General features: G+C 56.6%; 20 protein-coding genes. 10 read left to right on the top strand and 10 right to left on the bottom strand.

What is annotated here, in order from left to right; all coding sequences use genetic code 11:
- Window positions 1-17: 17 nt before the first annotated feature.
- Window positions 18-572 carry a gamma carbonic anhydrase family protein gene (locus AMR42_RS09715; RefSeq protein WP_099533284.1) on the bottom strand — a complete coding sequence of 185 codons (555 nt, stop codon included), beginning with the start codon at window positions 570-572 and terminating at the stop codon, window positions 18-20.
- A gap of 139 nt (window positions 573-711) precedes the next feature.
- Between AMR42_RS09715 and AMR42_RS09710 the strand changes: the two genes are divergently transcribed.
- Together AMR42_RS09710 and AMR42_RS09705 are read left to right on the top strand one after the other, a co-directional pair.
- Window positions 712-1,218, top strand: coding sequence for a TIGR02652 family protein (locus tag AMR42_RS09710; protein ID WP_099533247.1), 507 nt, complete (start codon window positions 712-714; stop codon window positions 1,216-1,218).
- A 25-nt stretch (window positions 1,219-1,243) separates the two neighbouring features.
- Window positions 1,244-1,699: a VOC family protein gene (locus tag AMR42_RS09705; RefSeq protein ID WP_099533246.1), complete on the top strand. Its 456-nt coding sequence runs from the start codon at window positions 1,244-1,246 to the stop codon at window positions 1,697-1,699.
- A gap of 79 nt (window positions 1,700-1,778) precedes the next feature.
- Here the strand turns inward: AMR42_RS09705 and AMR42_RS09700 are convergent, their stop codons facing one another.
- Complete coding sequence (locus AMR42_RS09700) at window positions 1,779-2,150, bottom strand: DUF1818 family protein (protein ID WP_099533245.1); 372 nt, start codon at window positions 2,148-2,150, stop codon at window positions 1,779-1,781.
- 178 nt (window positions 2,151-2,328) lie between these two features.
- Between AMR42_RS09700 and AMR42_RS09695 the strand changes: the two genes are divergently transcribed.
- The 3 genes from AMR42_RS09695 (at window position 2,329) to AMR42_RS09685 (ending at window position 5,189) form a co-directional block, all read left to right on the top strand.
- Entirely contained in the window at window positions 2,329-2,973 is a 645-nt protein-coding gene (locus AMR42_RS09695) for a histidine phosphatase family protein (RefSeq protein ID WP_099533244.1), read from the top strand.
- Between the two features lie 220 nt (window positions 2,974-3,193).
- Window positions 3,194-4,165 (top strand): 2OG-Fe(II) oxygenase, encoded by a 972-nt coding sequence (locus tag AMR42_RS09690; RefSeq protein ID WP_199858138.1) that lies wholly within the window; start codon window positions 3,194-3,196, stop codon window positions 4,163-4,165.
- Window positions 4,143-5,189 carry a hypothetical protein gene (locus tag AMR42_RS09685; RefSeq protein WP_099533242.1) on the top strand — a complete coding sequence of 349 codons (1,047 nt, stop codon included), beginning with the start codon at window positions 4,143-4,145 and terminating at the stop codon, window positions 5,187-5,189. The genes AMR42_RS09690 and AMR42_RS09685 overlap by 23 nt, the downstream gene beginning before the upstream one ends.
- Before the next feature lie 78 nt (window positions 5,190-5,267).
- Here the strand turns inward: AMR42_RS09685 and ruvX are convergent, their stop codons facing one another.
- Window positions 5,268-5,741: a Holliday junction resolvase RuvX gene (gene ruvX / locus AMR42_RS09680; RefSeq protein ID WP_099533241.1), complete on the bottom strand. Its 474-nt coding sequence runs from the start codon at window positions 5,739-5,741 to the stop codon at window positions 5,268-5,270.
- A 42-nt stretch (window positions 5,742-5,783) separates the two neighbouring features.
- On the bottom strand, window positions 5,784-6,560 hold the full coding sequence (locus AMR42_RS09675; RefSeq protein WP_099533240.1) for a hypothetical protein: 777 nt from the start codon (window positions 6,558-6,560) through the stop codon (window positions 5,784-5,786).
- A gap of 438 nt (window positions 6,561-6,998) precedes the next feature.
- Between AMR42_RS09675 and AMR42_RS09670 the strand changes: the two genes are divergently transcribed.
- The gene (locus AMR42_RS09670) at window positions 6,999-7,370 is read left to right on the top strand and encodes a hypothetical protein (protein WP_099533239.1); all 372 of its coding nucleotides are present in this window, start codon (window positions 6,999-7,001) and stop codon (window positions 7,368-7,370) included.
- 69 nt (window positions 7,371-7,439) lie between these two features.
- On the opposite strand, the gene AMR42_RS09665 is transcribed toward AMR42_RS09670, so the two are convergent.
- Window positions 7,440-7,955, bottom strand: coding sequence for a hypothetical protein (locus tag AMR42_RS09665; RefSeq protein ID WP_099533238.1), 516 nt, complete (start codon window positions 7,953-7,955; stop codon window positions 7,440-7,442).
- A gap of 151 nt (window positions 7,956-8,106) precedes the next feature.
- On the opposite strand from AMR42_RS09665, the gene AMR42_RS09660 reads away from it, so the two are divergent.
- A complete protein-coding gene (locus tag AMR42_RS09660) occupies window positions 8,107-9,348 on the top strand; it encodes an FtsX-like permease family protein (RefSeq protein ID WP_099533237.1) in 1,242 nt (413 codons plus the stop codon).
- A 965-nt stretch (window positions 9,349-10,313) separates the two neighbouring features.
- Window positions 10,314-10,955 (top strand): ABC transporter ATP-binding protein, encoded by a 642-nt coding sequence (locus AMR42_RS09655; RefSeq protein WP_368670732.1) that lies wholly within the window; start codon window positions 10,314-10,316, stop codon window positions 10,953-10,955.
- A 62-nt stretch (window positions 10,956-11,017) separates the two neighbouring features.
- Here the strand turns inward: AMR42_RS09655 and AMR42_RS09650 are convergent, their stop codons facing one another.
- The 3 genes from AMR42_RS09650 to sipA form a co-directional block, all read right to left on the bottom strand.
- Window positions 11,018-11,713 (bottom strand): hypothetical protein, encoded by a 696-nt coding sequence (locus AMR42_RS09650; RefSeq protein ID WP_234406927.1) that lies wholly within the window; start codon window positions 11,711-11,713, stop codon window positions 11,018-11,020.
- Window positions 11,671-12,180, bottom strand: a complete 510-nt coding sequence (coaD, locus tag AMR42_RS09645) for a pantetheine-phosphate adenylyltransferase (RefSeq protein ID WP_099533235.1) — start codon at window positions 12,178-12,180, stop codon at window positions 11,671-11,673. The genes AMR42_RS09650 and coaD overlap by 43 nt, the downstream gene beginning before the upstream one ends.
- Before the next feature lie 79 nt (window positions 12,181-12,259).
- Window positions 12,260-12,505: a regulatory protein SipA gene (gene sipA / locus AMR42_RS09640; protein WP_099533234.1), complete on the bottom strand. Its 246-nt coding sequence runs from the start codon at window positions 12,503-12,505 to the stop codon at window positions 12,260-12,262.
- 315 nt (window positions 12,506-12,820) lie between these two features.
- Here sipA and AMR42_RS09635 point away from each other — a divergent pair, with 315 nt between their 5' ends.
- On the top strand, window positions 12,821-13,999 hold the full coding sequence (locus AMR42_RS09635) for an acyltransferase family protein (RefSeq protein ID WP_099533233.1): 1,179 nt from the start codon (window positions 12,821-12,823) through the stop codon (window positions 13,997-13,999).
- 293 nt (window positions 14,000-14,292) lie between these two features.
- Window positions 14,293-14,754 carry a DM13 domain-containing protein gene (locus AMR42_RS09630; protein ID WP_099533232.1) on the top strand — a complete coding sequence of 154 codons (462 nt, stop codon included), beginning with the start codon at window positions 14,293-14,295 and terminating at the stop codon, window positions 14,752-14,754.
- A 145-nt stretch (window positions 14,755-14,899) separates the two neighbouring features.
- Here the strand turns inward: AMR42_RS09630 and AMR42_RS09625 are convergent, their stop codons facing one another.
- The gene (locus AMR42_RS09625; protein WP_099533231.1) at window positions 14,900-16,453 is read right to left on the bottom strand and encodes a serine/threonine-protein kinase; all 1,554 of its coding nucleotides are present in this window, start codon (window positions 16,451-16,453) and stop codon (window positions 14,900-14,902) included.
- Window positions 16,450-18,162 (bottom strand): adenylate/guanylate cyclase domain-containing protein, encoded by a 1,713-nt coding sequence (locus AMR42_RS21120; protein ID WP_099533230.1) that lies wholly within the window; start codon window positions 18,160-18,162, stop codon window positions 16,450-16,452. The genes AMR42_RS09625 and AMR42_RS21120 overlap by 4 nt, the downstream gene beginning before the upstream one ends.
- Between the last annotated feature and the right edge of the window lie 155 nt (window positions 18,163-18,317).

The raw sequence follows: 18,317 nt of genomic DNA, 5'->3' as shown, positions 1-18,317 counted from the left end.
GGGGTAGGCCGAGTTACCTAGTGCGCCCCGTGAAAACCCAGATCCGTGCCCTGGCCGCCATGCACCAGGGCCAACTTCACGTAGCGGGCCGCATGTTCAATTTGTTCCGCCACTTCCTGATCGCTGAGCGATCGGACGACCTTGCCCGGAATTCCGACCACAAGCGATCGGGGTGGTACCTCTTTAGTCACCACGGCCCCAGCCCCTACGATGCTACCCGCACCCACACGCACACCGTTGAGAATGATGGCTCCCATCCCGATCGTGCAGCCCCGTTCAATGTGGGCGGAGTGGATGATGGCCCGGTGGCCCACGGTCACATCGGCCTCAAGAATTGTGGGCTGGCCCGGGTCGCCATGGATCACTGCGCCATCTTGGACATTGGTGTTTTCGCCAATGTCAATTCGCTCCACATCCCCCCGCAGCACCGCGCCATACCAAATGTTGGCTCCGGCGGCCAGGGTGACCCGGCCGATAATGGTGGCGTTGGGAGCGATAAAGGCCGCAGCCGCGATGTCCGGTGTGCCCAAAATAGGATGGGCGATCGCCCCTGTTGCCTCTAGACGTGACATAAACGTGACAAATATTTCAAGAAGCGTTGGTTTTGCCCAGACCGCCAAAATGCCATCGCTATAATAGGGTAGCGAGGCGACGGCCCGCGATCGAACCCCCGCTCCCACCGCCGTCCTGCACGAGGTTTCGATCGAACCCATGCTGAATCCGACGTTGCAATATCCCATCTTTGGCCCAGAAATTTTGTGTCCCCATTGTCGGCAGCCGATCCCGGCCCTGACCCTTACGGACACGTACCTTTGCCCCCGGCATGGGGCCTTTGAAGCCGACCCCAACACCAAAGAACTGGTGCATTTGCAATCCAGTCGCCATTGGCGGCAGTGGGAAGGTGAATGGTATCGCCAGCACACGCACCCCGACGGCATTCGCTTTGAAATTCATGAAGCGCTCGATCGGCTCTATACCCAAGGCTTCCGGGCCACGAAGGTAACCGTTGCCCATCGTTACCAAACCCTCATTGCGTCCTATCTCGATCGGGCAAACCCGCGCAATCCCAGTTCCGACGGTCGGCCGCGGCTTTATGGCTTGCCGGTGGAATTCAGCGCCACGGAAGCGGCGGATCCCTGTTGGGATGTGATTAATTTTGTGTTGGACAAGGAACCGGGTGTGCCGGTGCGCTATCCCTATTTCCGGCTGTTTGAGTAGCCCAAGGGGGGTCGGTAGCGGCGCAATGCACCATGTTTCCTTAAAAACGGCGGATATTCACCGGGCGATCGCGTTTTATGAGGCGATCGGGTTTGGGATGGCCGAACGGTTCACGGCGGGCATGACTCTGGCCTGTTGGATGGAAGGTTGGGGGGGACGGATTGAGCTGCTGCAAGTGCCGGAACCCCAATCGCCGCCCGATCCCTTTGGCAATGAGCATTATGTGGGCTACTACCATTTGTCGCTAGATTTGGCCCAATCGCCCGATCGCCCAGAAACGCTGCCGGATTGGTTGCGTCTGATGGGCGATCGCTTGGCTCCGCAACCCCTGCCCCTGTTGTTGGCCCCTTGCCAGCAAATGATTGGCGATCGGGTCTATGAGGTGGCATTCATTGCAGATCCGGATGGAATGCCGATCGAACTGTTGCGCCTTCAATCTCAACTCCCGCCACCCAAGGGCGCGATCGACGCTGAACATTGAGCTACCGTTCAGCGTCGTGGCGTTCTGGTGAGGCATGATGTTCGGGAATCGCGTTGAGAGATGGCGTTGAGAAAGGGCGCTAAAACAGCCCGATCGTGCGGGCAGCCTGCACCAACCCATCCACCGCTTCCGGCGGCCATCCCCCTTCAGCGCCCCGCCCCGACAGCAACACAAACCGCACCCCAAAAGCATCTGCGTAGCCCTCGGCCCCCAGCCAGAGCCGATCGCTCTCCACCTCGCAAGCAATTTTTTCCTCGGGCATCAACTCATCGGCGATCGCCCGCACTGAATCCACCAGGCGATCGAGCAGTCGGCAAAAGTCGGTTAACTCCGGCTCCGTCAGCTCCACAGCCCAATCATCACTGCCCACCAATCCCGAAAATTTCGTGGCCGAAGGCTGCCAGCCCAATCGCCATCCTGGGCCAGACTTCAAGATTCGATCGTTAGCCATAGCGCTGTTGATTGGCCCTAAATTGCCGGATTTAGCTTATCTCCGGATTGAACTGATCCGAGCAGATGTCTGACAAGTGCCTTCATGGAGACCGTCTAATTTTTCCACTACTCCTTTTCAGTCCTAGGATTGAATCTAGGATTGAACCATTGAAGCTCCATGTCGATCGAACTCCACCATGGCTCTTAAGCTCTTCTTCTTGCGTCATGCTCAGACGGCCTACAGTGCATCCGGTGGTTATTGCGGCACGCCTGAAAATGATCCCGGCCTCACGCCCGAGGGGCATGAAATGGCTGAGAAGTTCGCGATCGCCTATGCCTCCCTTGAGTGGACAGCCATCTACACCAGTCCGCTGCGCCGCGCGATCCAGACTGCAACGCCTCTGTGCGAAATGACGGGGCTGAATATGCAGTTGCGAGATGGGCTAAGGGAAATTGCCTACGGGAAGTGGGAAGGGTTGCACCCCCGCGAGGTCGATCGAATCTATCACGATGACTATGTGCGGTGGCTGACGGATCCGGCTTGGAATGCGCCCACGGGAGGCGAGCGGGGTGTGGACATTGCCCGCCGAGCTTCATTGGTTTTGGACGAAATTGAGCGTCGTCACCCCACGGGTTCAGTGCTGTTGGTGTCCCATAAGGCAACGATTCGGATTTTGCTTTGTGTGCTGATGGGCATTGATGTGGGTCGCTATCGCGATCGCTTCTCGTTGCCAGTGGCGGGGTTGAATGTGGTGGAAATGAGCGATCGGGGGCCCCTGTTTCACAGTGTGGCCGATCGTAGTTATTTAGATGAACGGTTGCGGGCCCTTCCTTCCACTTAGGAGCATGGCCAGAAATTTGGTTAGAAATCTGGCTAGAAATCTGGCTAGAAGTCTGGACAAGATTGATCGCCATGGCTTTTCCTCCAGGGAATTAAGATGGCCGCCGCAATCAGTTCTCAGATTCCCGATCGATCTGATAAGACGGAAGGAATCCACAGGAATCAACGCCGATGGTTGATTCCTGGATAAACCTCTGGCAACCTAACGCCCCCCATAAACGGTGACTCAATCAGACGAAATGCAGGGCCTGCTCGATCGAGCAGTGAGCACCCTCAATGAAGCGCTGGACTCTCCTGAACTGTCATTGCGCGATCGAACCTTGGTGGCCCTGCGAGTTTTGGAATTGGCCCATGGAACCGACCCGATCGAAGGTCTCAACACCGATGGTTGGGAATTGCCGCAACTGACCCAACGTCTGACGAACCCGGGCCCGGAATCGCGGTCAGCATCGCCACTGGACGCAAGATTGCGATCCGCTTCCAAGGGCCAGCCCGCCATCGGCCTCGATCGACCCCATTCAGACAGTGCCGCCACCACCCAACGTCAGTCTCTGGCCTACCCCGTTGCAACTGCTCCTTCAGCGGCTCGCAATGACCAAATTTTGGAGCCAACGGTTTTAGAAATTGACAACTTTCTGAGCCATGAAGAGCATCAATTTGCCCTCAGCACGGCCTTGAATAAGGCCGATCAATTCGTTGGTTCCAAAACCACAACCAATGCCAGCGATTACCGTCGCTCCAGTATTTTGTATGCCACGCTCTATCCAGATCTCTACGAACTCTTGCGCCAACGGTTAATTGGTCTATTACCAACGGTTGTGCAGCAATTGGGAATGCCTGGCTTTGAGCCGGGACAAGTGGAGATGCAGCTAACGGCCCACAATGATGGCTGTTTTTATAAAATTCACAACGATTCAGGCAGTCCGGAAACGGCCACGCGCGTCCTGACCTATGTTTACTATTTCTATCAGGAACCGAAGCGGTTTTCGGGTGGTGAATTGCGAATGTATGAAACGGATATCAGCGGGCCCATGGTAACCGCGTCCGATCGCTTCGAGACCATTGAACCGCTGAATAATCGGATTGTCTTTTTTGATAGTCGCTGTAAACATGAAGTGCTGCCCGTTGTTTGTCCGTCGCGCCAATTTGACCATGGCCGGTTCACGCTCAATGGCTGGATTCGGCGGGCTTAGTCCTCGGCGGGGATCAGTCCGGCGGGTTTGGTTGGGTTGTCTGGGGGCGGGGTTGCTGTGGTTGGCGGCCGGGGCGGCCGGGGCGATCGAGCCATCCCAACCGGCCCGGCCGGCTCCCATTCCCTACGTGGCGTTCGATCGAACCGAGTTGCAGTTATATCCCTATCGTGGCCGCAATTTGGTGTGGCTGTTGCCGGAGGGAACTTGGGAGCCGGAACGATTGCAACCCCTGATTGAACTGGTCGATCGCGCCTATGATTTCTATGCCGAAGCCGTGGCCGGCAAACCCACCCCCTACGGCCCCACCATTCGCGATCAATTGGGAACGGTGGCCATTGTTCCTAAAACCTGTGGCGGTGGCTGTGGTTATATCTCCAGCACCGGCATTGAGGTAAAAGCTCCTTATTTCCAAGATCTTTACAGCAACTATCAGAAAACCGGTGAGTTTGAGACCCTGCCCATTTATGAATTGGGGCGTAATTTTTGGCTGAAATCCTATGCCAAAAAACTGGAATATCAGGGAGCTGATGCTAGCGTTACGGTACGCACCGGGTTTGCGGCTTTTATGCGTTTGGAAGTGTTGGACGTGCTGCAAATTGAGCCGGGATCGGTGTATGGCACGCCGTTTGAAATCTATCGTCAGGATTTGCGATCGCTCCTATGGCGCTATCAAGCCGATCGCACTTTGAATTGGCACAACACCCTGCGATCGGGTCAAGCTCCCAAAAACCCCCTCTGTTCCGAGCGGGGAATTTGCATTGGTGCGCCGGAATTGTGGGCGGCCATGCTGCTGGAAGTGCGCGATCGCTACAGTCCCAACGATCCCACCTTTGCTAAGCGGTTGTGGGCCGCCGTGCGCGATCGCCCCGATGCCACCAGCACCCAAGCAGCCGTGGACAACTGGATCATTGCCCTCAGCGAAACCACCCAGCACAATTTGGTTTGGCTCTTTGAAGATGTGTGGCGTTGGCCCGTGTCCGATCGCGCCAAGCGTGCCGTCCAACATCTGCCGCGCGGGATTTAGCCCAGAGCTTTGAGCAGGCTGAATGCACCCGGCGGAATTTCTCTGTGGAATTTTCTCTGTGAAATTTCTCTGGGAAATTCAGTTCTTGGGAGAGCTATTCGCTAAAAACCGCTCCACCAAAACGATCGCCGCAATATCATCCACCGGGCGGGGCGGCTGGCGCAGGCCCCGAGGCAGCAACTTTCGCCAACCCCGAGGCGGATAGAGTTCCCAGTAGCGATCGCGCGCGGCTAGGGTGCTGTAGCGTTCATCAACCCGTTGGATCGGGGGGGCATCGGGCCAACCCTGTTCCAGACGGCTGACCCAGGCCTTGGAAGTGGTTTGGTCACCCATAATGATGGCCGTGGCTTGGTATTGTTGCTGCCATTGGCGCAATTGCTCGATCGCCCCGTCCGATCGCACCACTTCATGGGCCAAAATCTCGCCACTCGATCGCAGCACCGCCAATCCACATTTGGCGCTGCCCGGATCAAACCCCAAATAAACCGCTCCCGATTCAACCGCCCTCAAATCAGCCGCCCTCAAATCAGCCGCCCCTAAATCAACCGCCATAGACTCTCATCGGTTGCGCAGAACCAAAACACAGCAACCCGCCTACTTAGCCGCACCGGCCGCACGCCGCGTCTTGAGGGTAACATTCATGCCCTCACCGGACTGCTCCAACACCAGCAGCGGCGTGGGTTTGGCCTTTTGATCCCAACTGATGGTGACGATGCGCCCCTGGATCGTCGGTTGCCACCGATCGTCATCATCATCCGCCAAACTGAGGTAGCGCTCCAGGCAGTTGATGATTTCCTCGATCGTCCGGGAAGTGGGCTGGGTGGGCAATTTGGTGATGCGCACCTGCACTCGAAACAACACCCGCTTCACCCGCTTCACGCCATCGGTGCAAGTTTCATACTCCACATCAAAGAGCTGATCCACTTGGCGGCCTTGGTTGGTCTGTGCGTTGTTTTGAGTGCCGGCCTGTTGTTGGGTCGGCCGCAGGGCCACGGACACCATGGTTTTGATCTTCATCTTGATCTGATTCACGATCGCGAAGTGGAAGATCTCCTCCTGCATCCGCATTCGCAAGTAATCCAAGTTGAACTCACGAGAATTCACAAGATCGGGATTTGCTTCCATCTTGTGAATGCTTTTGAGGGCTAAGTCAAGGCGTTTTTTGAGTTCACGAACTCGGAATTCTTCTGCACGAATTCTCTTGTGGAGCTTGTCTGTTTCTAGCTTGAAATAAACACCACCAGCGACCAGCAACACTGCCAAAGCGCCACTGCTCATGAGCCACAAATTATTAGCAGGAGCCGGGGTGGTTGGGGCCTGGGCCAGGGGCCCGGCGGGCAAGCTAATGACCGGAATAATGGAGGTCGTCATGACAGGCAATGTTGTCATTGAATGACTCATTGGGCAACTCACAGATACGAATCCTCACGGGCGATCGGTGAATTTGTTGAATTCGATGAATTTTTCGATGAATTTAGAAAATTTCCCGTTTCCCCCCTGTTAGTCAACGGTAACTTTCTTTTGATTAACCCCCTGGAGCCAATCACCGTAGCTGCGGTGCGATCGGCTGGGGGCCAAAACTTCCTAGACGCAGACAAGCACAAAGTTACCCCCCACCGCGACCACTGGCAACGTTGAGAATTGCGAGAATTGTGGTCTGTGGGGCCATGCTGGTTGGGTTGGGTTCCGTGAGCCTGAACCCATTCGGTTGGAGATAACACCCATCGTTCACATCTAGTCTACATTGGCAATAGAGACGATAGAATAAACGCCTTGGAATATAAGCTTTGAACGTCATTAATAGAAACAATGGATTACACCAGCGGCGGATCGCCCTACGTGTTGTTGGCGGCCGGGGTTGCGGCGGGAGCGCTGTCGGGGTTGGCCTTTGCGAAAAGTTTGCGCGAACAGGGGCGAGTTTGGCTCAAGTCACCCGATCGGGATCCGGCGGCCATGAAAGGGCCTGAGTTGTGGCTCCCGTTTGTGGGGATGGCCGGCGGGGCTGGCTTTTTTTTGGCGGCCACGTTGCAGTGCTTCGCGTTCCCGATCGACCTGTCCTATAAACTTTCCGTGCCGGTGGCGGTGGGCGGAGCGCTGACGGTTTGGTGGCAGTTTGGAATTATTTTGCGCCAAATTCAACGGGGCGGCGTGGGGGCGATCGACCTCAATTCGTTGCGCTAGGGCCAGCGGAACCTGCCACCCCATTCAGCCCACGAACAAGGTACTAGCGGAGGGTGCTAGTGGAGAGCGCTAGTTGATGATGTTTGCTAGGCGATCGAACACTTGCGCTACCACCCGCTGGGCTTTTTCATCCAGCCGATGCCAGTCCACATCCCCATCCTCCCCAATCAAATCCAAATCAATGGTGACCATCACCTCATCGCCCGCACTGAGGGTGCTGAGGGCTTGGTAGTCGCGGAAGCAAATGCTGTAGCACAGTTCCCACACGTCAACGCGCGTGGACTGGCCATCGTGCTCCAGGGTGAACCAATAGCCCGGATAGGGTTGCGGCAAGTCATCCAACGCCGCCGTAATTTCCGCCGCCCGTTCGCCGCTGGCGGTGGTTAGTTCCTGCTGCAAGAGGGTGACACGGGTTTGGATTTCTTCAGACGTGCCGTAGGGAAAGACGGGAAATTCTTCGTAGGTTCCTTTCCAGCCGGAAGATTCCAGTTGCTTGCGAATGTTGTCGATCGTTCGCAGGAAGGCTGGCTGCATCAGTAACTCAGCCCGATACCAATCGTTTAAATCTGTTAATTTGGGACGCATCTGCTGTCGATGAACCGTCAAAACTGCAATACAAAAAACTGACTAGAACACCTAGCTTATCCGCTCTGGTCATTGGCGTGCATCTCTCGATTCTGACGGCACTGATTGCTCGGTCTGATGAACTGCTTGGCGATTCTTTTTTAGGTGGTCTATGCCCTCGATCGCCCGTAAAAACCTATTTGAAGATATTCCGCGCCTGTTGGTGGCCCAAGCGGGAATTCTGTTTGCCGTGAGCCTGGTGACGATCCAAACGGGCGTGTTTCGCGGCTTCACAGAATCCACATCGCTGCTGGTCGATCGCTCCAAGGCCGATATTTGGGTCACGTCCAAGGACTTGGTGCATTTGGAACTGACCCTGCCCCTGTCCTTTGACCATCTGAGCCGTGTCCAGCGGTTGGCGGGGGTGGAACGGGCGGAGCCGCTGATTTTTGGCAAAGTGCTGTGGCGCGCCCCCAGCAATCGGATTGAGTCAGTGATTACCTTGGGCTATCAGCCGGATGGGGTGTTATTTCAACCTTGGAACCTGACCCAAGGCCGAGCAACCGAAGTTCAACAACCCTACCGAGCGATCACCGACGTAACGAATCTTCGGAAGTTGGGGCTGTCGCGGGTGGGCGATCGGGGCATGGTGGGTTCCACCCCATTGCAAGTGGGCGCGGTGGGCCAGGGGCTGCAATCGATCGTGTTCAGCCCGTTTTTGTTTATGTCTGCCGTTTCGGCCAACAGCCTGCTGAGTGCTGGGCGAGAATCGCGGCTGACCTGTAGTGTGCAGCCCGATGGGGGACTGGATTGTGTGAATCGGATCAGCCCCAAGCCCACCGGAGCCGATCGCCCCGTGCCACCTCGATCGCTCAATGCATCCGACCCGGTGAACTTTATTTTGGTGCGGGCCAAGCCGGGCAGCTCGATCCCAGACCTCCAGCGCCGCATTGAAGCGGCCTTGCCAGACTCCCGAGCCTTCACCCGCGCGGAATTGTCCCGCCTCTCGCAAACCTACTGGCGCGATCGAACGGGCGTGGGGTTTATCTTGACCCTTGGGGCGATCGTCGGGGCGATCGTGGGCATCGCGATCGTGGGCCAAATTCTTTACGCCTCCGCCAGCGAGCGCGTCCGCGAATTCGCCACCCTTAAGGCCATGGGCGCTTCCAGTTGGGTTTTGCGCGGCATTATTGTTGAGCAGTCCCTTTGGATGGCCGTCTTGGGATATTTACCCGGCATGGGCCTTTGTTTGGGCGTGGCGCAATTTGCCACCACAGCCGGTGTCGTCATCGCCATTACGCCCCTCAGCGCCTTTTTGACCTTTGGTGTGACGGTGGTGATGTGTGTCAGTTCGGCCCTGTTTGCCATTCAAAAGGTTAATCGCATTGACCCCGCCGTGGTTTTCAAGGCCTAGAAAGAGCCATCATGACCCGGCGATTGCGCTAAGATGCGATCAATCAGTGTGCGCCCCAGTGTGCCCCATCCTTAGCCATTCATGAGTGATTCATTAATCATGAATCGGTTTTGCATGGGTTGCTACTCGGTCATTCGTGGTTGTTTGTGGTTTTAATGATTTGCAATTCATATCAATCAGCATTCTTGAGTCAATCAAGACAGATCAATTAAAAAATTAAAAAGTCAATTAGAAACTAATCGATCGCCCCATTACCCAATCTTTGCTTCATTATCGTTTTCTCATTTCTTGAAAATCAGCTTAAGATTGCTTTAATATTACTTCTATATTTTCTCGTTTCTTTCTTGCAATAAAATGCTTTCTCTGATTGTTTTGTTGATCATCATCTTAGTCATTTATTTCATATCTTCCGGCAATTGAGGATCACTCTATGTTTTGATTAACGTTGCTTTTGAGTCGCCTGTGAGTGATTTTTGACCTGTTTTCGGCTTGCTTTTCCCATTGGGCTATTTTTGTAGCCGCTTCTGAAATTGTCTGTCATGGACGGAAATAAACGGATCCCCTTGGCCGAAACTGGGAATATCGATCGCCTGGAGTCGCGAATTCCCAAAATTTCCCCCAATCCTGGGCAACCTTGAAAATAGACAATTCTAAAATGGAGAGCTATAGACAATTAATGAAGTGGTTAACGGGCCTCCTGTTCCCGATCGCCAAGAACTGATCGATTAGTCACCTCGGCCAGGTCGGTTAACCGCTTACACTAAGCTCTACCCCCACCACCCACCTCGATCGAATCGGTATCATCTCCCATCCTTAAACCAGCCGTTTCCCCCATGACCGCGTCTACCAATTTCACGACTGCGCCCGCTTTAACCGCTCCGGTGTCGCCACCCCTGATCCGTCGCGATCGCTGCCATGAGGGCAAAGGCGATTGTACTTGGGCGATCGACGCGCGGCATGTTGACATGCGCTACAGCGGTGGCGATGAAGCCATCCATGTGCTGAAGGATGTGAGCCTGCGGGTGAAGCGGGGGGACATTCAATTGCTGATGGGGCCGTCGGGGTCGGGCAAAACCACGCTGCTGTCAATTTTGGCGGGCATTTTGACCCCCACCAGCGGCCATGTGGATCTGCTGGGCCAGGCAATTACCCAGTTGGCTCCAAAGCAGTTGGCTCATTTCCGGCTCCAAAATATTGGATTTGTGTTTCAGGGGTTCAATCTGTTTCCGGCTCTGTCGGCGGCGGAAAACGTGGAAGTGGCCCTGAATTTAAAGGGCATTCGCGGCCCCCAGGCCAAGAAGATGGCGCGAAAGTTGCTCGATCGCGTGGCCTTGAGCCATCGAGCGGATCATCTGCCCAAGGTGATGTCGGGTGGGGAAAAACAACGGGTGGCGATCGCCCGGGCCTTGGCGGGCCATCCGCCGCTGATTTTGGCCGATGAACCAACGGCCGCGTTGGACTCCCGCAATGGTCATGGGGTGATGGAACTGTTGCGGAGTTTGGCCAAGGAAGATGGCAGCACGATCGTGATTGTGACCCACGATCCCCGAATTATGGATATTGCCGATCGGGTGGCCCACTTGGAAGATGGCGAATTGAGCAATTAAGCTGAGTAATTGAGCTAAGTAATTGAACTGAGCAATTAGGGGCAACTCCGCACAGGTTTTGGCTATTTGCCCAACTTGCCCATGGCGCGATCGGCTTCTTGCTGTAACTGTTGGCGACCGTTGCGAATGACCCGCAGCATGTCGCCCAGTTGCCGCTCAATGCTGCCCAAGACCCGATCGGCATAATCATCGGCCCCATCTTGGATGGCTTCGCATTCCGAAATGGCGGCCCGCCGCATTTCTTCCAACTCAGCGGCGGCGGCCTGGCGCGTTTGGTCTAATTCATTCAGCAGCCGATCGCGTGCGGCCTGGCATTCTTCTTCCACTTGCTGCCGAATGGAGTCCGCCTCCAGTTGGGCATGGCGCACCAACTCCGTTTCAGAAATGGCGCGGGCGGCCTGCTGTTTGGCCCCTTCGATGATGTCTTTGGCCTGCTGCTGGGCTTCAAAGAGAATTTGCTCCCGTTGCCGCACGATCGCCTCGGCCTCCCGGAAGGCGGCGGGCAAATTCAGCCGCACCGAATCCAGTTGGTCCAGCAACACTTCCTCATCCACCAAGGTGCGTCGCCCGAAGGGAATGCGGGGACTGTCCAGCACAATTTCTTCGAGCCGATCGAGGGCCCGTTGCACATCAAAACCGCTCGATCGTCCCTGGGAATTCGCCGCCGATTGCGTCTCATTCGCTGCTGGTTCCGCCGCCGAAGCTGCCGAATCCGCTACGGGCTGGGGGGCGAAACCAGAGGCATCTGAGGAAAACATCGCTGAATCTCCGCAACAACAGGATCGGGAACGAGGCGATCGACCGGGCCACCAAAGCGGGCGATCTCTTTCACCAAGCTACTACTCAAAAAACTATACTCATTGCGCGTTGCCAAAAAGACGGTCTCGATCGCCTCGGAGAGCGTCTTGTTGGTATGGGCCATTTGCAGCTCGTACTCAAAATCCGACAACACGCGCAATCCCCGTAATAATACGGTTGCCTTTTGTTGTCGAGCGTACTCCACCGTCAAACCATTGAAGGTATCGACCTTAACATTGCTTAAATGGCTGGTCGATCGCTCAATCAGTTCAATCCGTTGGGCCACCTCGAACAGGGGTTGTTTATTGGGATTGCGCAACACCGCCACAATCACCTGATCGAACAGTTGGCAGCCTCGCTCAATGATATCCAAATGCCCCAAGGTGATGGGGTCAAAACTCCCCGGATAGATCGCCCTGACACCCATATGGTCTCTGCTCTAGCTCAATTGGATCAGAAAATTCAGAGGACTTAGCAAATTGACTTCAGGAATTGGGGTTCAGCATTCACGGAGTCTGCACCCGTTCTAGATATTGCGCCGTCAGCAGATAAGCCCCATTGGCAAACCGAATGGCCCAACAGTTTCCGGGCCGGCAACCCAACACCGTTCCCAAGTCCCCGATCGTCAAAACCGACGGCGGCCGCAACATGGGCATGGGTTCCGCCGTTTTGACGTAGGGCGGCAGGGCCACAAGCCGCACCCGATCGCCCGCGGCCAGGGTGAAACGGTCAGAGTCTTGCAATTCGCTCATAGGTCAGGAATCAGGTTAGGACACGGGTTTGCACGCGGGTCGGGACTGGAGTTGAGGTCTGAATCGGGATGTAAATCGGGATTGGAATCGAGAGCTGGCAAATTGGGATGGCGGAATGAAAACTCAACCGAACCCGATCGCCCCTTCCCCCCGTCCAGACTAGCACCCGGCTTTCAGTGGCTGACCCGTTGCAGACGAATCGCCCCTAGCGCCTATCGCAAGCCAGTATCGCAAGCCAGTATCGCAAGCTGGCATCGCAAATTTGTATTCTTGCTTTCAGTTGTTTGCGCCGGTTGATTGCCCACCGGTTTTGCCATGACGGTCGATCGCCCTTTGCCCGCCGAACCTACCAAACCCCCAAGGTTTCGGTGCTTAGACCTGCTGCGGGGCCTGGCGATCGCAGCCATGATCTTGGTGAACAATCCGGGCAGTTGGGCCCAGGTTTATCCCCCCCTGCTCCACGCCGAGTGGCACGGCTTCACGCCCACAGATTTGGTCTTTCCGCTGTTTTTGTTCGTGGTTGGGGGAGCCATGGCCTTCTCCTTGGGGCGCGTGGCGGAAAAGGCCCCACTCGATCGCCCCCAACAGCAGCAAATCCATCGCAAATTGCTGCAACGGGTGCTGATTTTATTTGGCTTAGGCTTAGCCCTGAATGCCTCCACACTGTTGATGCGGACTTGGTTTGAAGGGGCCCCGCTCCTCTGGGAAAAATGGCGAATTTTGGGTGTTTTGCAGCGAATTGCCTTGGCCTATGGTGCTTCGGCGCTCCTGGTTTTGCACTGCTCTCGACGGGCCCAAGCGATCGCCGTGGCGGGCCTGTGGTTGGGCTATTGGGCCCTGTTGAGCACCACGCCGCTCACGCCCGATGGTTCGATCGTCGGTTGGGTCGATCGAACCCTGCTCGGCGCAAGTCATCTTTACCAACTCACCCTGAATCAACAAACCGTGGCCTTTGACCCGGAAGGACTGTTGAGCACCCTCCCCGCGATCGGGTCTACCCTAGCGGGCTATTGGGCGGTGCAGTGGCTGAAAACCCAGCCCATCAAAGCCCTCACCGCCTGGCGCTTGACGGGGGCCGGCGTAGGGGCGATCGCCCTGGGTCGGCTCTGGGATTTGGCGCTACCGCTGAATAAGCAACTTTGGACCAGTTCCTATGCGCTCTATGCCGCCGGTTGGTCGATCGTCTTGCTCGCAGGGTGCTATGCCCTCACGGAAATCCGGCGCGCCCACGGCATTAGCCGCCCCTTTGAAATTTTTGGGATGAACGCAATCACGGCTTTTGTGGGTTCCGGGTTGGTGGGTCGGCTGCTGAATCGCACCCACATTGGCAGCGGCCCCGATGCCCCCAGCACCTACCAATGGCTCTATCAAACCCTGTTCGCTTCCTGGGCGGGCCCCATGAGCGGCTCGCTGTTGTTTGCGATCGCGATGGTGCTGCTGTGGTGGTTGGCCATGTATGGGTTCTATCGCCGGGGCTGGTTTCTGAAGGTTTGAGGCTTGAGACCGCGATGGGTATGGGCTGGCAACGTTGAGAATTGGGGAATTTGCAGAGCAATTAGCAACCCGATCGACCCGATCGTCGCGCCTCATTTCCCACTCATCTGGGACTCATCTTGCCCGCCTACCTTGGTAAATGTGGACAGGCAACCCAGCAACTCCAACCAGCGCGATCGCCTCAAACCTTGTTGTGTAGAGACCCTGTGGATTCCTCAGGGGTGCTGCCTTGCTGTCGCCACGCCAGGTTTCTCAGTGTCACCCAATCTTTAGGTTCCAAGGACTGAATGGTTATGAAACGGACTGTTGTAGCGTTGGTTTTGGCTATGAGCGCGATCGCCCCGGTTGCTGCCATGGCCGTTGCACAAACCCCCTCTGCCACCCTAGCCCAGCAAAGCCGCGTCACCCTGCCCAAACAGTCAACCAGGGTGCTCAAGTCCGGCAACTTCATGGCCCTGGAGCATCCCACCCAAGGCACAGCCCGAATCGTGATGGAAGGCTCTCAGAAAATTCTGGAATTTGGCAATAACTTCCGCAGTGACAGCGGCCCAGCTCTGAGGGTGGTGTTGCATCGATCTGCCCGACCGGGAATGCAACTAACGGAAGGCCAATACGTGGTGTTGAGTGCGTTGCAAAAAACCTCCGGTTCCCAACGTTACGTGATCCCCAACAATCTCAATTTGGCGCAATACCAATCCGTGGCCATTTGGTGCCAACAGTTCAATGCCACCTTTGGGGCCGCAACGCTGAACTAGGATTTCGTTGATTTTGAAGTTGTGAATCAGAGCCATACCCAACCCAATTGACATCCAGCGATTTAGCACAATGTTGCTCATGGCTAAGTAGCTAATGGCCAAGTGATTAGTGGCCAAGTGATGAGCGGCCAGTGCCAATGGATCGTCAACGGATTAAGTAATCGGCCAGGGTTTGGGCATGGTTCCACCATCGGGGGCCGCCCACCCAGTTGCGGGAAGGCAAATGCCCGATCGGGGCATCGGCTCGAAACTGAAAGGTTTCGTCTCGGGTGTCGGAGCGGCTGCCGGGCCAACCCACTGTCTGGCAAAACTGGTTATAGTCCCGGCTTTGAAGGATCAGGCGGCTTTGGATCATCAGCCCAAAGCGGCCGTGGCTGTAGTGCATCCACAGCAGGTCGATCGCCAGCAAATCGGGCCGGCTGAGGCGGGGAATGTCACCCACTTGCACAAAACGCCGTCGCCCGTCCAGTTGCTGACAGAGCAGTTGGCGGGTTAGTTCGTCGGCCTGTTGCCATTCCCCGGTGGCTAAGAGCCGCTCTAGGGGGTGGTAATCGAGGCCCGCCACGGACACCACCACGCCCCGATCGCACAGGGGAGTTTTGATCAGTCGGGATGGCAACAACCGATTTAGCCAAGGGGGTTGGGGCGCGGACAGGCTGGGCAAGGGGCGAAAGGGCGGCTGGTTGCTGCTGCCCAAGCCGGTTTGGGTGGGCACTTCGTTGCTAGGCCGTCGTAGGGGAAAGGTGGTGATGGTGGGTTGGTCGTTGGGGGATGCGGCGGGGCGATCGACTCGTGCTCGTTGCTTTTCGGGGGTTGGCGCTGGTTGGGGCGATCGATCCAAGGCGGCCAACATGTCGGCGGCGGTGGCGTAGCGCTGGCCGGTGGCTCGGGTAACGGCGCGATCGAGCACCGTCCCCAATCGGGGCGGGATCGTGACCCTTGGGGGCAAAAAATCTCGCCAAACCCAAGCATCGCTGGTGCTGTCGCGCAGCATGAAGGGCGACACCCCCGTTAGCAACCGCAAGCAGGTAACACCCAAGCTATAGAGATCGCTGGCGGGCAGAGCTTTGCCGGCCAGTTGCTCCGGGGCGATATATTCCGGGGAGCCAATCACCGTGCCGGTTTTGTCCCACCAATAGGGATCAATCACCTTGGCGATGCCGAAGTCGATCAGCACCATCCGCTGATCGCTCAGGCGGCGAATGAAGTTGCTGGGCTTGATGTCCCGGTGTACCACGCCGCGATCGTGCACGAATTGCAAAATTGGCAACACATCCCGCAGCAGGGCTTCGACTTTGCTGGCTGACCAAGGCCCGCCCAGGGCTTCGCGATTTAGGGTGGGCCCTTCGATCCATTCCTGCATTAAATAAATGGTTTGGTCGGCTTCCACAAAGTCCAAAAACTGAGGAATTTGGGGATGGGATCCCAAGTCGGCCAGCAGTCGGGCCTCGCTGGTGAACAGGCGACGGGCCTTGGGATCTTGCGCAAAGGAACCCACCAACTGTTTGATCACGCAGGGCGGGCGATCGGGCTGGGTTAGGTCTTTGGCCAGAAAGGTGTAGCCAAATCCACCGCGTCCGATCGGGGATTGGGGCAAGTAGCGATCGCCCAGCCGCAGCGGTCGGCCACAGGCAGCACAGTTCGCTGCATGATCGTCATTTTCGGGGGCCGTGCAACGGGAGTTTAAGCAGTAGCTCATGACGGGGGATGTAGATGCAAACCAGGATCTGAATCTTGGTGGCTGCTGAGTTCACCGATTAACCAATAGGTGATCATTTCGCCTTTGCCCTTCACAGCAATTGTGCCCCGTTGCTCCAAGTGGAAATAGCTGTGCAGGCGATCGAAGGCCGCTTGGCTCACTTGAATTCGCCCCGGCTGCCCCAGGGTTTCCATCCGGCTGGCCACATTCACCGTGTCGCCCCAGAGGTCATAGACCAGCTTTTTCATCCCAATCACCCCGGCTACGGCGCTGCCGCTGTGGATGCCAATTCGCAACCGAAAGGGACTTCCATCGGGCTTGCGATATTGCCCGATCGCCTGTTGCATGGCCAGGGCTAAATGGGCGATCGCAAAGGCGCTGTTCGATCGGGGCTTGGGCACACCGCCCACCACCATGTAGGCATCCCCGATCGTCTTGATTTTTTCCAGGCCGTATTGCTCCACCAGATCATCAAAGGTGCAAAACACATCATTCAGGAATTGCACCACCACCGTAGGCGGGTGCTGGGCGGCAAAGCTGGTGAAATCCACGAGATCCGCAAACAAAACGGTCACATCGTTGAAGGTTTCCGCCACGGTTTGGGAGCCGCTGGCCAGTTGTTCCGCCACGCCAGCGGGCAAGATGTTGTGCAACAGGTCGTTGATGCGATCGGTCTGGGCCGCCAGTTCAGCCGTGCGGCGGGCCACGCGCTGCTCTAGTTCACGGTTGAGGGCCGCGAGCGATCGCGCCGATCGGGAGCGCTCGGATTCCGCCGCCGACAGCACCATCGAAGTAATCGTGATTACGCCCAAAAAGGCCTGCAAAAACAGCACCGCCTGTTGGGTGCTGCTGGCTTTGGCCACAAAGGGGCCCATCCCAAAGGCCGTGCCCCCGATCGCGATCGCTGAAATCAGAAATGACCCCACCGCTGCGGCCCTTGGCCCAAACTGCATCCCCGCCCACACCACCAGGGGAAAGGGCAAATATTCCAAAGGATAGCGAGCAATATCCGCCTCCGTTTGGGCCCAAAAGACAATGCCGCTACTGCCGAGTAATAGCCCGAGCCAAAGGGTGCGCAGGAGCGATCGGCGCGTGCTTTTGTGTCGGCGCAGGCGGGTGATCCGTTGCCAATCTTGTTGCTGGAGTTGGGCCACCATCAAAATCAGCGGCACAAAGACCAATATCCCCATGGCATCGCCCAAAAACCAGCCCCAACGCACCGTCGCAAACTCCGACCAAGGCAAGTTGCCGGTTAAGCACAGGGCCAGCACACCGCAGGTGCAATTAATTTGGGGGGCAATCAGCACGCCGCTGACCAAAAACTTCAGCACATTCGACACGCGATCGAACACATTGCTGCCCCCCAGCCGCCGAAACAGCCACACCCCAAGGACAGCCTGAACCGTTGCGCCCGTGCAGCCAAACAGTCCCAACAGGGGAATGGTGATTCCTGAGTGGATCAGGTCATAGAAATTGATGCCGAGGGCGATCGCCGGCCACAGCCGAAAGCCGCCCAACATCAGGGCCGCTTGGGCAATGCCGGCCGAGGGCCAAACCGCCGTGCCAATTTGGTGCAACCCCGGCAGGGACACGGCCACATAGGCCGCGAGTCCGTAGGCGATCGCCACCACAATAATTGACCCGACCAGTTCTCCTCGGGAGCCGGGTTGCGCAAGTTTCCCAAATTTAACCAGCCAGCGATGATTCAAAATCCGTTGGGCGCTTGCTTGGGGAGCCTAGTGGGGAGGGAGCGATCGAGGGTGGATCGGACGCAATGCTAATGGAGATCCTAATGCGAGAAACGCTGAAGCATCGATCAAGGCCGGCGCTGGAAAATCGGGATAAGGACGATGAGTTCCTGGAT

The sequence above is a fragment of the Limnothrix sp. PR1529 genome, from assembly GCF_002742025.1.
Taxonomy (GTDB): domain Bacteria; phylum Cyanobacteriota; class Cyanobacteriia; order CACIAM-69d; family CACIAM-69d; genus CACIAM-69d.
The sequence above is the reverse complement of the archived record's forward strand: the minus strand, read 5'-3'. Positions and strand labels throughout refer to the sequence as shown.